Origin of the sequence: Aldersonia kunmingensis, assembly GCF_001646865.1 — a bacterium.
GTDB classification, from domain to species: domain Bacteria; phylum Actinomycetota; class Actinomycetes; order Mycobacteriales; family Mycobacteriaceae; genus Aldersonia; species Aldersonia kunmingensis.
Genome location: NZ_LRRB01000007.1, coordinates 1 through 14181 on the forward strand (window position 1 = coordinate 1; position 14181 = coordinate 14181).

The 14181-nt window shown below is 67.5% G+C and carries 12 protein-coding genes and 1 pseudogene; 10 read left to right on the forward strand and 3 right to left on the reverse strand.

Annotated features, from left to right (window positions below):
- Together A8G08_RS00665 and A8G08_RS00670 are read right to left on the reverse strand one after the other, a co-directional pair.
- Nucleotides 1-1063 (reverse strand): annotated as a pseudogene (locus tag A8G08_RS00665) (FUSC family protein); the annotation flags it as partial.
- A gap of 6 nt (nt 1064-1069) precedes the next feature.
- The gene (locus tag A8G08_RS00670; protein WP_157108341.1) at nt 1070-2266 is read right to left on the reverse strand and encodes a GAF domain-containing protein; all 1197 of its coding nucleotides are present in this window, start codon (nt 2264-2266) and stop codon (nt 1070-1072) included.
- Nucleotides 2267-2424: 158 nt separating this feature from the next.
- Here A8G08_RS00670 and A8G08_RS00675 point away from each other — a divergent pair, with 158 nt between their 5' ends.
- From A8G08_RS00675 to A8G08_RS00705, 7 genes are all read left to right on the forward strand, one after another.
- Nucleotides 2425-4272, forward strand: a complete 1848-nt coding sequence (locus A8G08_RS00675; protein WP_068268949.1) for a flavin-containing monooxygenase — start codon at nt 2425-2427, stop codon at nt 4270-4272.
- Between the two features lie 236 nt (nt 4273-4508).
- Nucleotides 4509-5780 (forward strand): NDMA-dependent methanol dehydrogenase, encoded by a 1272-nt coding sequence (gene mdo / locus A8G08_RS00680; protein ID WP_068268938.1) that lies wholly within the window; start codon nt 4509-4511, stop codon nt 5778-5780.
- A gap of 173 nt (nt 5781-5953) precedes the next feature.
- Nucleotides 5954-7030 carry a MadB family AAA-type ATPase gene (locus A8G08_RS00685; RefSeq protein ID WP_068268939.1) on the forward strand — a complete coding sequence of 359 codons (1077 nt, stop codon included), beginning with the start codon at nt 5954-5956 and terminating at the stop codon, nt 7028-7030.
- A gap of 5 nt (nt 7031-7035) precedes the next feature.
- Nucleotides 7036-8532: a MadC family VWA domain-containing protein gene (gene madC, locus A8G08_RS00690; RefSeq protein ID WP_068268951.1), complete on the forward strand. Its 1497-nt coding sequence runs from the start codon at nt 7036-7038 to the stop codon at nt 8530-8532.
- Nucleotides 8533-8719: 187 nt separating this feature from the next.
- Complete coding sequence (locus tag A8G08_RS00695) at nt 8720-9919, forward strand: iron-containing alcohol dehydrogenase (RefSeq protein WP_068268952.1); 1200 nt, start codon at nt 8720-8722, stop codon at nt 9917-9919.
- Nucleotides 9916-11313 carry a MadS family sensor histidine kinase gene (locus A8G08_RS00700; RefSeq protein WP_068268940.1) on the forward strand — a complete coding sequence of 466 codons (1398 nt, stop codon included), beginning with the start codon at nt 9916-9918 and terminating at the stop codon, nt 11311-11313. Before A8G08_RS00695 ends, A8G08_RS00700 begins: the two co-directional genes overlap by 4 nt.
- Nucleotides 11313-11984 (forward strand): MadR family response regulator transcription factor, encoded by a 672-nt coding sequence (locus tag A8G08_RS00705; RefSeq protein ID WP_068268941.1) that lies wholly within the window; start codon nt 11313-11315, stop codon nt 11982-11984. Before A8G08_RS00700 ends, A8G08_RS00705 begins: the two co-directional genes overlap by 1 nt.
- 4 nt (nt 11985-11988) lie before the next feature.
- On the opposite strand, the gene mftM is transcribed toward A8G08_RS00705, so the two are convergent.
- Nucleotides 11989-12798: a mycofactocin oligosaccharide methyltransferase MftM gene (mftM, locus tag A8G08_RS00710; protein WP_245672535.1), complete on the reverse strand. Its 810-nt coding sequence runs from the start codon at nt 12796-12798 to the stop codon at nt 11989-11991.
- A gap of 378 nt (nt 12799-13176) precedes the next feature.
- On the opposite strand from mftM, the gene mftA reads away from it, so the two are divergent.
- The 3 genes from mftA to mftC form a co-directional block, all read left to right on the forward strand.
- Nucleotides 13177-13272, forward strand: a complete 96-nt coding sequence (gene mftA / locus A8G08_RS00715; RefSeq protein ID WP_068268945.1) for a mycofactocin precursor MftA — start codon at nt 13177-13179, stop codon at nt 13270-13272.
- A 2-nt stretch (nt 13273-13274) separates the two neighbouring features.
- Nucleotides 13275-13583, forward strand: coding sequence for a mycofactocin biosynthesis chaperone MftB (gene mftB, locus A8G08_RS00720; protein ID WP_068268947.1), 309 nt, complete (start codon nt 13275-13277; stop codon nt 13581-13583).
- Nucleotides 13580-14181: mycofactocin radical SAM maturase (mftC, locus tag A8G08_RS00725; RefSeq protein WP_068268954.1), on the forward strand; the 602-nt coding region annotated here is incomplete at its 3' end. The genes mftB and mftC, both read left to right, overlap by 4 nt.

Consider the following 14181-nt stretch of genomic DNA (forward strand, 5'->3'; position numbering starts at 1 on the left):
CGCGCGTCTGCCGTCCGAGCAGCCGATCGAACACCGGACGCGCATCGGCAGCGGCCGACCACGCGACGATCCGGCCGGTGATCGCGACGGTGGAATCGATGGCATGCGCGGTGAGCACGGCGATGGTCGCTGCGTGCCGGGTGGAGGCGGTCGCACCGGTAACCGCGGAGAAGCCCTCGAATTCGCGGTCTCGGGCGCTATCGAGCTCGAGCACCGCAGCCTCTAGGCCCTCCCTCGCCGCGGCACGCACAGCCGCGTCGTCGCCGGCCAGCACCTTTGCCGCGCATCGCAACACCCTGCTGCTCTGCTCGGGGGAGCCCGCCTGGGCGCTCGGTGTAGTCAGCCGATCGGTGAGCCACCGCAGGTCACCGATCACGCGGATGATCGCGCGGCCACCGGCCGATAACCCGACCGGCCGAGTGGCCGATGCGAGGTAGCTGGTCTGCAGTTCCTCCGTCGCTGCGCGGGCCACGGCCGGATTTCCTGTGCCGTCGAGCAGGTCGGCGAGGAACTCGCAGACACGGGCCGCCCGGCGCCGAATCAGGTTGTGATGACGAGGCGCGAAGAGAAAGAGAGCGGCAGGCACGCAGCAGACGATGGCGACCGCCCAGCCGGCCAATCGTTCCGGGATGACACCGGCCGGCCCGGGCGTCGCCACCGGGAGCACGAAGGTAAGGAGCGCGGCGCGGGTAGCCGCCGAGATCGCCGCGCTGAGCACGCCGGCGAAGAACACCGCGACACCGACCACGAACATCGAGACGACGGCGAGCCAGCCCACCCGAGATACCAAGGTGCCCAGGGTGATGAACACCGTTCCGACCACGGACAGGCCGAGATACGCCCCGGCGCGGGCGCGTCGGTCACCCGGGAAATCGGCGAATACCAATAACGCGAAACCACCGAAGACTGCGAACAGTGCTGCCTGAGCGTCGTCGATCCAGTACTTGCCGATCGCGAACGCGATCGGAATGACGATTGCTGCGCGTGCGGCCTTACGAAGTGCGTCGTACTCGGGGTCGTGGCGGCGGAATCCGCGACCGATGCGCTCGACCAGGCCGGCCAACGCGGGCTACCCGACGGGACCGAGCACGGTCAGTGCGACTGCGTCGCCGAGCCGGTATGGCCTCGTCTCGACCACGGTGCCGAGCACGCGCCGTAGCCGGGATACCTCCGCGCGCACCGTGACCACGTGGTCCGGATCGCCGTACATCTCGCGGCTCAGATCGACCGCGGACATGCCCTCGCGCCCACTGCGGTGCAGCAGTTGCAGGATTTCGGCATGCCGTGCGGTGAGCGGGCTGCGCCAGGACCGGTCCGCGCCGGTGACCTCTACCGTCGGCGCCGCAGTGCGCGCATCGAGCGTGATCCGCAGGCGGGTGTCGGCTCCCGCGGGGCGGACGAGCCAGCCATCACCGATCTGCTCGGGGATGCACAGACCGAGGCCGGGGACGGTCACCGCGCGGTCGCCCCGCGGCGCGGCAATCCGATCGCGAGCTGCAATGCCCGACGCGTGGGCAACCCAGCCGTGCTCGTCGACGAGCAACAGCGGGCCGTCGGTGGACGCGAGGCGCGGCGCGGCGGCGGTGCGCAACCGTTCGAGCCGATGCTCGTGGTGGCGCCACAGCTGCGATTCGGCGAGCCGGACCGCCGTCTCCACAAGCGCGGTGATCGTGGGGTGCAAGGTCAGCGCGGGCCCGCTGACATCGACGATGCCGAGGAGCTCACCGGTACGCGGATCGTGGATCGGTGACGCCGTGCAGTACCAGGGATGTTGGGTCTGCTCGAAGTGCTCGGCGGAGAACAACTGCACCGGAGCCGCCTCCGCGAGCGCGGTGCCGATTGCGTTCGTCCCTACGGCCGCCTCGGTCCAGAGCGCACCCACCTCGAACCCGAGTTCGTCGGCGCGTCGCCGCAGCCGCGCCGAACCCGAGCGCCACAGGATGATCCCGTCGGCGTCGGTCACGACCAGCAGCAGATGCGACTCGTCGGCGACCGACGAGATCACCTCACGCAGCTCGTCGATGACGCCCGACAACTGAGATACACGCCGGCGACGCTCGACCTCCTCCACCGGAAGCGGGTCGCGGGCATTCGTGCCATCGGGATCGAGTCCCGCATCGAGCACCCTCGTCCACGAGCGCGCGACGAGATCCCGCGGCTGCAGCGTGCTGGCGCCGCCGGCGATCACCGCGTCGTGCATACGGCGCAGGTCACGCGCGTAACTCGGCAGGTCGGTGCCGGGCCGGACGGCGCTGAACATGCTCACGGGCGCTACCTCTTCTAGGCGACGTCTATCGAGCGTAGGCGACGTGGCTGTGACGCGCGCCACTTGCAACGTCGATGCAATTCGATGCAACCCTGGCAGCCGCATTGCAGCCGGGTGTGTGCTCTGGGTCACAACGAGTGACGAAGACGGAGGTTGTGATGACCCAGACCCTGGAACCAAATTCGACCGCGCTGTACGGGCAGCGGACGCCCGCCCAGCGCGTCGAGGCGTGGCTGACCGCATTCGAGGTCGCGCTGGTTCGGCGCGATGTTGCCGCGGCGGCGGACAAGTTCGCGGTGGAGAGCTTCTGGCGCGATCTGATCGCGTTCACCTGGAACATCAAGACCGTCGAGGGACGCGACGGTGTGGCGGACATGCTGACCGGCCAGCTCTCGGACACCAACCCCTCCGGCTTCCGTGCCACCGAGGAGCCGACCGAGGCAGATGGCGTCGTCACCGCGTGGATCGCTTTCGAGACCGGGGTCGGCCGCGGCGTCGGGCATCTGCGCCTGAAGCGGGACGAGGATTCCGGTGCCGACCAGGCGTGGACTCTGCTCACCGCGCTGCAGGAACTCGACGGCCACGAGGAAGGCAAGGGAGCCCGCCGGCCCAAGGGCGTGCGGCACGGTGCCGATAAGGACCGGGTCACGTGGTCGGAGCAGCGGGCGAACGAGGAGGCCGAGCTCGGCTACACCCGCCAGCCCTACGTGGTGATCGTCGGCGGCGGGCAGGGTGGCATCGCGCTCGGCGCGCGCATGCGTCAGCTCGGCGTGCCCGCGGTTGTGCTGGACAAGCACGACCGACCGGGCGACCAGTGGCGGGGACGGTACAAGTCGCTGTGCCTGCACGACCCGGTTTGGTACGACCACCTGCCGTATCTGCCGTTCCCGGAGAACTGGCCGGTGTTCGCGCCGAAGGACAAGATCGGCGACTGGCTCGAGATGTACACGCGCGTGATGGAGGTGCCGTATTGGAGCCGGAGCAGCTGCGTGTCGGCAGATTACGACGAGTCCACCAAGGAATGGACGGTCGTTGTCGACCGCGACGGCGAGGAAGTGGTGCTGCGGCCGAAGCAACTCGTGCTCGCCACCGGTATGTCGGGCAAGCCGAACGTGCCGTCGTTCCCGGGTGCGGAGAAGTTCAGCGGCGATCAGCACCACTCGAGCCACCATCCGGGCCCGGACCAGTACGCCGGGAAGAAGGCTGTGGTGATCGGCGCGAACAACTCAGCGCACGATATCTGTGCGGCGCTGTGGGAGCACGACGTCGACGTGACGATGGTGCAGCGTTCCTCGACCCATATCGTGAAATCCGATTCGCTGATGGACCTCGGCCTCGGGGATCTGTACTCCGAGCGTGCGCTCGCCGCCGGAATGACAACGCAGAAGGCCGATCTCACGTTCGCCTCGCTGCCTTACCGGATCATGCACGAGTTCCAGATCCCGGTCTACAACGCAATTCGCGAGCGGGACAAGGACTTCTACGACCGACTCGAGAAGGCCGGATTCGAACACGACTGGGGCGATGACGGTTCGGGGCTGTTCATGAAATACCTGCGCCGCGGATCGGGCTACTACATCGATGTCGGCGCGGCGGAGCTCGTCGCCAATGGCGATATCAAGCTCGCCCACGGCAACGTGCGCGAATTGACGGAGCACAGTGTGATTTTGGAGGACGGCACCGAACTGGAGGCCGATCTCGTCGTCTACGCGACCGGCTACGGCTCGATGAATGGCTGGGCCGCCGACCTGATCGGCCAGGACGTGGCAGACAAGGTCGGCAAGGTGTGGGGCCTCGGCTCGGACACCACCAAGGACCCCGGTCCGTGGGAGGGCGAGCAGCGCAATATGTGGAAGCCCACCCAGCAGGAGGGGCTGTGGTTCCACGGCGGCAACCTGCATCAGTCGCGGCACTACTCGCTCTACCTCGCGTTGCAGCTCAAGGCGCGCTACGAGGACATCCCGACCCCGGTGTACGGCCTGCAGGACGTGCACCACCTGACGTAGCAGCAAGCCCACAACGCTGTGGGCGCATGGAGAGGCCCGGCCGCAATGCGCGGCCGGGTTTTCTCGTGCGTGGGTCGCGGGTCGTCCGGCGGGGGAGCCGACCTACCCGACTGGAGGGTTCCGGTGTGCCGGGTAGCCGGTTGTGCCCGAGAAGCATTGTGACGGCGGGCACATGAGAACACGGTGGGTATCGGCGGTATCGCCGCGACGACCAAAGCCACCGAGGAGCATCCACAATGGCCATCGAGCTGAACCAGATCTGGGACTTCCCGATCAAGGAGTTCCACCCCTTCCCGCGGGCGCTGCTGGGCGTCGGCGCGCACGACATCATCGGCGTCGAGGCCAAGAACCTCGGCTTCAAGCGCACTCTGCTCGTGACCACCGGCTTGCGCGGCTCGGGAATCATCGAGGAGCTGATCGGCAAGATCGAGTACGCCGGCGTCGAGGTGGTGCTCTACGACAAGGTGGAGTCCAACCCGAAGGACTACAACTGCATGGAGGCCGCCGCCCTCTACAAGCAGGAGCGCTGCGACAGCATCATCTCCGTCGGCGGTGGATCCAGCCATGACGCCGCCAAGGGTGCCCGCGTGGTGATCGCGCACGACGGCCGCAATATCAACGAGTTCGAGGGCTTCGCGAAGTCGACGAACAAGGAGAACCCGCCGCATATCGCCGTATCCACCACGGCGGGAACGGGTTCGGAGACCTCCTGGGCCTACGTCATCACCGACACCTCCGATATGGAACATCCGCACAAGTGGGTCGGTTTCGACGAGGCGACCATCGTGACGGTCGCGATCGACGATCCGCTGCTGTACTACAGCTGCCCGCAGCATTTCACCGCGTACTGCGGCTTCGACGTGCTGGCGCACGGCAGCGAGCCCTATGTCTCGCGGCTGGACTTCGCGTCTTCGCTCGGCAACGCGCTGTACTCGATCGAGCTGGTGAGCAAGCACCTGCGTGAGGCGGTATTCGAGCCGCGCAACCTGAAGGCGCGCGAGGGCATGATGAACGCGCAATACATTGCGGCGCAGGCATTCAACTCCGGAGGCCTCGGCATCGTGCACTCCATCTCGCACGCGGTGAGCGCGTTCTTCGACAGCCACCACGGCCTCAACAACGCCATCGCCCTGCCGCGCGTGTGGGAGTACAACCTGCCCTCGCGTTACGAGCGCTACGCCAAGATCGCCACCGCGATGGGCGTGGACACCCGCAACATGACCACCGTGCAGGCCGCCGACGCGGCGGTGGAGGCCGCGATCCGGCTCGCCGCCGACGTGGGCATCCCGGAGAACTTCGGGTCGGTTCGTACGGACACCTATGACAAGAACCGGATGAACACCGGCAAGTACGCCGGCCGCGGTGAAGTGATCAAGGGCGACGACAAGTCCGTCCTCGCGATCTCCGAGCACATCCAGGGCGACTGGTGCACCCCGGGCAACCCTCGCGAGGTCACCGTCGAGTCGATGATCCCGGTGGTCGGGCACGCGATCAACGAGAAGTACTGAGGTTTCATCCGCACTCGCGTTGGGCGGAGTGAACGGAAGCGTTCACTCCGTCTAACGCAACAAATCTTCCGTTCACGGGCCGAGACGGGTGCGGTTCATCCACAGTGCCGTCTCCATCCACAGCCCAATTCCGCATCACCAACGCCGCACAACGACCAACACCGGGAGCGCTCATGACCGCGGCCATCGCACCAGTCGAGTCGATCGAATTCGACGGCGCGCAGGACCTGTCCGACGCATTGCGCGAACACGATTACATCGCCGACGACGATCTCGCCACGGTCGTCCACCTGGCCACCGCGCTGGACCGCCCGCTGCTCCTGGAGGGTCCGGCGGGTGTCGGCAAGACCGAACTTGCCAAGGCGCTCGCGGCGGCCGGCGGGCGGCGGCTTGTGCGGCTGCAGTGCTACGAGGGTCTCGACGACAACCGAGTGCTCTACGAGTGGGATTACGCCAAGCAATTGCTGCACGTGCAGATGCTGCGCGATCGGATCTCGCACCTGCTCGCCGACACTGCCGATGTCGAAATGGCATCGAAGATGCTGGCGCAGAAGGATTTCGGTCTCTACTCGGAAGATTTCCTGGCTGTCCGGCCGCTGCTGGACTCGGTACTGTCCGAGGAACCGGTGGTGTTGCTCGTCGATGAGGTCGACCGCACCGAGGAGGCGATGGAGGCACTGCTGCTCGAGGTGCTCGCCGAGCGGCAGGTGACCATCCCCGAGATCGGCACCTTCGCTGCGCGCTCGACGCCCTGGGTGATCCTCACGTCGAACGACACCCGCGAACTGTCGGCGGCCCTGAAACGCCGCTGCCTGCATTTCCATCTCGACTTCCCGGCACCCGAGCGTGAGCGGGAGATCGTCTCCGTGCGCGCACCGGAGGCGGAGGCGGCTGTGGTCGCCGATGTCGTGGACCTCGCGGGAACCTTGCGCGAACTGCCGCTGCGTAAGAGCCCGTCCATCTCCGAGGTGGTCGATGCGGCGCGGGCCGCAATGATATTGCACCGCAATGGGATCGAGACCGGTGATGCGCAGCGCCAGGTGTTGTTCTCGGCGCTGCTCAAGTTCTCCAGCGATCGTGATCTGGCGCTGAACCACCTGGCCGGGAAGGTGGCCGCCGAGCCGGAGCCCGACGATGCGGGGGAACCGGCGACCGTGGCCGCCCGGCCGTCGAACACCACCACGGCCGCCTTCCGCGGCCGCGGGGGCGGCGGGCGTGAGCCGCGTACGGCGGGGAAGCGCATCCGGTGAACACAATCGCCCCGAGCGATGTGCTCGACGTGGTGGCCGCAGCGTTCGCACGGCTACTGCGACTCGCGGGTGTTGCGGTATCGCCTGCCGAGACGATTGAGATGCGCCGCGTACTGGGTCTGCTCGGGGCGCACGATCGTAACGTGCTGCGTGCGGGCCTGCGCGCCACCTGTGCGAAATACTCGCGCGAGCACACGGGGTTCGACCGGGCCTTCGACGCATTCTTCGGGTCGCCATCCGTGAAAGTAGTCTCGGCGCAGGAATATTCGACCAAGGCCCACTCCAGGGCCGGGCTGCCCGAGCATCTAGAGCTCGACGAGAACCAGGAGATCGGCAAGTACGCCGAGTACAACGAGCGGGCGGCCGAGGTCGGGGAACACTTCGACACCCCGGACGCGGATAAGGGCTTCAACCCGCACAAGGACGACGACGACATCAGCGTCACCGGCGAGGCCGACCAGCTGTCCGTCTCCGCCGAGACCGACGAAGGCCGGCGTGGCGTCAAGTACACCCTCGAGGTGGACCGTGCATCGTCGAGCACGGTGGGATCGCTCGCCGACACGGTCGGGCCGGTCGTCGCGGGCACGCTGCAGTGGGACGATCCGGAGTCGATCCTGGCCTGGCTGGATGTCTACGACCCGAGCAAGACATACGGCGGGGAAGTAGCGGCGCAGCGGCTGACCGCCGATCAAGTGGCCCAATTGAGCCGTGCCATGGCCGAATTCGTCGCCGCCCTCGCGGACAGCGTCGGTGCGTCCGCGGAGTGCGAGTTCGGCGACACCGCCGGTGAGGTGTCCCTCGCGCCCGATGTCGACCTCGCCTGTCATGAGGTGCTGCGCCGGATGCGTGGGGCGCGCCGGCCGCGCCCGCGAGAGCATGGCCGCGGCGCGCTGGATATGCGCCGTACCGCCCGCGCCGCACTCGGCACCGACGGCGTCCCGTTCCGGCTGATCACCCGCACACCACTGCCCGACCGGGTGCGGCTTGTCGTGCTCGCGGACGTATCGCTGTCGGTGCGTCCGGTCACCGCGTTCACGCTGCGGCTTGCGCAGGCGATGCATCGCCGCGCCGAGCGCTGCCGGGTGCTCGCGTTCGTCGACCGCCCAGTCGAGGTGACCGAGGTGCTGCTGCGGACCCGCGGGGACGACGCCCTCGCCGCGGTATTGGCGGATGCGCACCTCGACCTCGAGACCAGCAGCGACTACGGCCGCATGTTCGACGAGGCGCTCACCGGCCACGCCGACGCCTTCGACTCCCGCACAGCGGTGCTGATCGTCGGGGACGGGCGCTCGGGCGGCCTGCCACCGAACACCGAACGGCTGCGGGCGCTGCGCCGCCGGGTGCATCGGCTGGCCTGGGTGACCCCGGAACCGGACCGGTACTGGCGGCAGGCGACGTGCGCGATGCCCGAGTACGCCGACGTCTGTGACGAGGTCATCGTCGCTCGCGATGCCGAACAACTGGTCGCCCGTGCCGCTGAGCTGGCCCGCGCACTGTCCTGACCTGGCGCGTTACCTGCCCGATCGGGTAGGTACCCACCTGCCCGGCCGCAGGTTGGCGTTAGTCGCGACCGCTCCTAGGGTAGGTAGCTGTGTAACCTGGGTCACAGTCCCAGGGCTCGGTAGGGACGAGGCGGTGGCTGAACTGGACGCAACGACAGAACTCGAGCGCGCCGGGTCGGCGGCCCGCGTGGTCACACCGTTGCTCGTGCCGGATCGCGGCGCGGCCGGTGCCGAACCCACTCGGCTACTGAAGTTTCACGCCCCGGAGATCGTCTTCGGAATCGACTCGCTCGCCGAGGCGGCACCTGCTGCAGTGCGGCTAGGTGCGGTCCGCCCTTTGCTCGTCACCGACCCGGGCCTGCTTGCCGCCGGCTGGGTGGACGAACTGCTGGGCTACCTGCGCGGCGAGGGACTCGATGCGAGGGTGTGGAGTGATCTCACGCCCAACCCGAAGGACCACGAGATCGCCGCCGGGCACGAGTACTACCGCGACAACGGGTGCGACGTCCTCATCGCACTGGGCGGGGGATCGGTGATCGATGCCGCCAAGGGCATCGCCATCCTGGCCGCGAACGGCGGCAATATTCTCGATTACGAGGGCGTCGACCGGGCGCCCGCGCCGATCCCGCCGCTAGTTATGGTCCCGTCGACCTCGGGCACCGGCGCCGACGTTTCGCAGTTCTGCATCGTCACCGACACCACGCGCGGCACCAAGATCACCATTCTCGGCCGCGCGCTCGTGCCGGACATCACCGTCATCGATCCGCGGCTGCTCACCACGATGCCCGAATGGCTCAATGCGGCAACGGGATTGGATGCCCTCACGCACGGTATCGAGGCGTTCGTGTCGCTCGGGCACAACCGGCTCACCGACCATCACGCGTTACGTGCGGTCGCCATGGTCACCGAGAACCTACCGGCGACGATGGTGCGGCCGGGGGATATGCCCGCGCGTGTGGAGATGGCGCAGGCGAGCCTGGAGGCCGGATTGGCCTTCACCAACGCGATTCTCGGTGCCGCACATGCGATGAGCCATCAGGTCGGCGGCATGCTCGACCTCCCGCACGGCGTTATCAACGGGGTGCTGTTGCCCCATGTCATCCGGTTCAACGCGGAGGCCGACCCGGCGCCGTTCGCCACCATCGCCGAATGTCTCGGGCTGCCCGAGCATCGCGATACGCCGGCGGTTGCCGCACTCGCCGTGGCCGACCGCGTCGAGCGACTTGCCCGTGAAGTCGGCGTGCCGAAGGGCCTCGCCGAACTCGGGGTCACCGAGGACGATCTGCCCAGGCTCGCCGCGCAGACCCTGCAGGACGCCTGCCTGTCGACCAACCCGCGGACGGCCGATCATGCGCAGATTCATGCGCTGTTCCGGGCGGCGCTGTGAGCGCGTCGCCATACCAAGCTCGCCGGGTCGGCGCGCCGGATCTGGAACGCCTTACCGGCGTCCGGTCGGGCAAGGGCAGCTTCTATCCCGAATTCCGGGGTGCGGCACAGCGTTTGGAACGTGTGCTTGCCGCGCTCGATGCGATCTCGCGCGCGCTCGTGCAAACGGTGGACGGCCCGGAGCCGCTGGTGCGCGCGGTGGCGGAGGCGGCCCGAGCGCACCTCGACGCCGATTGGGTATTGCTCGCCTTGGCCGATGGTGCCCTGCCCGAGGCGAGTCCGCGCCATCTCATCCTGGATTCGGAGGGCACCCCGCATGCCTTCGAGGGCGTGCCCGGTGCGCGGGTTCCCGGACCGCACCTGCCGGACGCCGTGCTGAACCGGCTCAACGACATTCTGCGAGGGGAGTTCGCACAGTTCCGGCTGCCGGTGATCGAAGGCCATCACGCGCATGTCCCGATCGAGTTGGACGGCGGCATCGTTGGTGCCTTCGCCGCCTGGACGCCGCAAACCCGCACGCTCGACGGCACCGACGAGACGGTGATGCGCATCCTCGCCAGCCAGACCGCGGTCGCGCTGCAGAACTCGGCGTTCGTGCAGAAGTCGCAGCGTCTGCTCGAGCAGGCCGAGGCGGCGTACGCCCAGGCGCGAGAGCACGCCGCCGAACTGGCCGCGCGCAATGCCGAACTCTCCGCCACCCAACGTGAACTCGGTGCGGCGCAACGCCGTCAGGTGCTCGATTCGGAACGCCAGCGGATCGCCCGCGAACTGCACGACAGCGTGGCGCAACTCGTGCTGTCGGCGGGCATGCAGATAGAGGTGTGCCGGAGCGAGATCGAAAGCCCCGACCTGAGCCATCGGCTCGATCTCGCCAAGGATCTCACCCGCTCGGCGGTCGAGCAGTTGCGCTCGGCGATCTATGCGCTCAACCATCCCGGCGATGCCGCCCGGTCGAGCCTGCCGGAACTACTCGAACAGCTTGCGACCGTCCATATGCCCGACGATCTGCGCGTCACCCTGCGCGTGGACGGCACGGCGGCGGACCTGCCCGGCGATGTCGAGCACGCGCTGCTGCGGATCGCCGGCGAGGCATTGTTCAACACCGCGGTGCACGGCCATGCGAAGCGCGCCAACATCCGTCTCGCGTATCGCCCACTCGCCGTGACGCTTTCGGTCGCCGACGACGGCACCGGGGATCCGGAGAAGATGCGGACGATGCTGCGCCTGGCCGATGCGACCGACGTGAACGGACATCACCGCGGGCTGGCCAATATGGCCGCGCGAGCCCGCGAACACGGCGGCACGATCGAGGTGCAGCGGTCCAGGATGGGCGGTGTGCGCATCGTCGCGACCGTGCCGCGACCAGCCGAGAACGCGGAAGGAAGCCAAACGTGATGACCGAGACCGCAGCCGAGACTCCGGCTCGAACTTCGACGATCCGGCTGGTGCTTGTCGATGACCACGCCATCCTCCGGCAGGGTCTGCGCTCGGTGCTCGAGCGCGAGCCCGATCTAACCGTGGTGGGGGAGGCGTCATCGGAAGCCGAAGCAGAGGCAGTGGTCCGTGCCTGCAAGCCCGACGTCGCACTGTTGGATCTGAAGCTCTCGGCGGGATCGGAGTTTGAGGGACTGTCCCTGTGCGGCAAGCTTTCCGCGGCCAATGCCGAACTCGGGCTGCTGATCCTCACCACATTTCTGGACGAGGAACTGGTCGTGCGGGCGGTTCAGGCCGGTGCGCGTGGGTATGTGGTGAAGGACGTGGACACCACCGAGTTGGTCCGCGCCATTCGCGCCGTTGCGGCGGGGGAGAGTGCATTCGACGCGCGCAGTGCCGCCGCCGTCGTGCGTTCGATGAATCGGCACAGCGAGCCGCGTCAGGGCTTGACCGACCGCGAACTCGAGGTGCTGCGGTTGCTCGCGGCGGGCCTGTCCAACAGCAGGATCGGTGAGCAGCTCTATATTTCGGCGACCACCGCGAAGTTCCACGTCAGCAACATCATGCGCAAGCTCGAGGTGAGCCGTCGCGCGGAAGCGGTCTACGCGGCCAGCAAACGTGGGCTGATCTAACGGATCACCGCTCGAAAACCAGCCAGCCGCCGTGGAATTCGTGTACGTTGGCGCGCACGCCCGGATGTGCCGCGGTGACCTTTTCGCCCAGCCGCGCGAGGGTCGGCAGGTCGAAGCGCTGGATATGCCCGTAGCAGGCGCGGGGCTCGTCCTCGAATGGGACGGCGACGATCACGCGGCGGCGGGCCAGGCCGAGTGCCTCGTGCAGCACCGCCTCCGTCGCATCCGGGTCGAGATGTTCAATGAGGTGCAGGGCGGTGACCGTATCCGCGGCCATATCCGGCAACGGGACATCGGCAGCGTCGCAGTCGATCGTGCGAACGGGGATGCCCAGCGCGCCGCTCACGCGGTCGAGCAGACGCATCGTCGGTGCGCTCAGATCCGTTGCCGTGACATTGAAGCCGGTCGCGGCCAGGCGCAGCGGGAAGAACCCGAAGCAGGAGCCGAGGTCGATCACCCGCGGTCCGGCCACAAGTTCGTGCGCGTGTGCGTGCACCGGCGCGAACTTCGCGACGCCGTGCTCGAGCCGGCGCAGCGAGTTGCGGTAGAACGTCGCCCAGGCCGCGGTTGCGCCGGAAACCGTCGAGCGGACCACGCCGGTGAAGACGAGTTCGAACTCGTCGCGGCCGCGCAGGATCCCGGTGTCGTCGAGTTCGGCGACGATCAGCCCGGTCAGATCGTCGTTGAGTTCGCCAGCGGTGAAGCCGTGCCGCACGGTGAGGTTCTCGCCAGACCGATGGACGAGGAAATGCGGGGTGCGGACCCAGCCCCCGTCGCCGACAGATTCGACGAGGGCTGGGCCGCAGCGGAGCACTCGACTGTTCCTAATGGTCGGGCAGCAAAGCACCCGAACGCCGTCCGCGCTCCAGTCGCCGGAACGACCGGGCGCTAGGGGGGTCGAGGACGGGCTCGGGTGCGGCAGTGATGGCTTCTGCTGTGGCGATCATCGGGGCGTCCCTTCCGTGGTGAACCCTCGAAAACCGACGCTAGCTGCGCGAATGCATCGTTCGCGTGCCCCGAATGGGTGTATTCCTACGGCCGGTGGGCGGGGTGCTGACCTGTCCGAACGGCGGGTTTCGCGTAGGCGGCGACCACCCATATTCCCTTTCTGCACTCGATGCCATATTGTGGGTGGCGCGGGTCACAGCCACCTGTTGACCCGAGTCCGTTCACAAACACATGGAGGTGTCAGATGGCTGACCGGAATGAGTCCGTTATCGAGGACTCGCTCGTGGAGGAGACCTTGGTGGAAGAGGTTTCCATCGACGGGATGTGCGGGGTCTACTGACCATGTCCGCCGATGTCGTGCCCGCATTCGAGCTGGACGCTCGCTGGCGCCTGCACCCGCAGGTTGCGATTCGACCGGAGCCGTTCGGAGCCCTGCTCTATCACTTCGGCACCCGGAAGTTGTCGTTCCTGAAGAACCGCACTGTGGTTGCGGTGGTGGAGTCGCTGCCGAACCATCCGGATGCGCGCACGGCATTGCGGGCGGCGGGGGTCGACGATTCGGCCGCCGGTGCCTACGGCAAAGCTCTTGCCACGCTAGCTAATTCGAACATGCTCGTGCGCGCCGAAGCCGCCGAGGAGGTATCTCGATGACGTCCGTACTCTCCGCCCCCACTACCGCTCCCCCCAAGGTGGGCCGCCTGGTCGACCAGTTCGAGCTCGGTCTCGACGCGCCGATCTGCCTCACCTGGGAGCTCACCTACGCCTGCAACCTGTCGTGCGTGCACTGCCTGTCCTCGTCGGGCCGGCGTGACCCGCGTGAGCTGAGCACCGAGCAGTGCAAGGCGATCATCGACGAGCTGCAGCGCATGCAGGTCTTCTACGTCAACATCGGTGGCGGTGAACCGACTGTGCGCTCCGACTTCTGGGAGCTCGTCGACTACGCCACCGAGCATCAGGTGGGCGTGAAGTTCTCCACCAATGGCGTCAAGATCGACAAGAAGGTCGCCGCGCGGCTCGCCGCCTCCGATTACGTCGACGTGCAGATTTCCATCGACGGCGCGACCGCCGAAGTGAATGACGCTGTGCGCGGACCGGGTTCGTTCGCGATGGCCGTTCGCGCGCTGGAAAATCTCGCCGAGGCCGGCTTCAAGGACGCCAAGATCTCGGTTGTGGTCACCCGCGAAAACGTCGGCCAGCTGGACGAATTCAAGGCGCTCGCCGACCGCTTCGGTGCGACCCTGCGCATCAC

What these genes read in the sequence shown, in the direction of transcription:
- A8G08_RS00675 (WP_068268949.1), top strand. Translation starts at nt 2,425, where the DNA reads ATGACCCAGACCCTGGAACCAAATTCGACCGCGCTGTACGGGCAGCGG.
- mdo (WP_068268938.1), top strand. Translation starts at nt 4,509, where the DNA reads ATGGCCATCGAGCTGAACCAGATCTGGGACTTCCCGATCAAGGAGTTC.
- A8G08_RS00685 (WP_068268939.1), top strand. Translation starts at nt 5,954, where the DNA reads ATGACCGCGGCCATCGCACCAGTCGAGTCGATCGAATTCGACGGCGCG.
- A8G08_RS00705 (WP_068268941.1), top strand. Translation starts at nt 11,313, where the DNA reads ATGACCGAGACCGCAGCCGAGACTCCGGCTCGAACTTCGACGATCCGG.
- mftA (WP_068268945.1), top strand. Translation starts at nt 13,177, where the DNA reads ATGGCTGACCGGAATGAGTCCGTTATCGAGGACTCGCTCGTGGAGGAG.
- mftB (WP_068268947.1), top strand. Translation starts at nt 13,275, where the DNA reads ATGTCCGCCGATGTCGTGCCCGCATTCGAGCTGGACGCTCGCTGGCGC.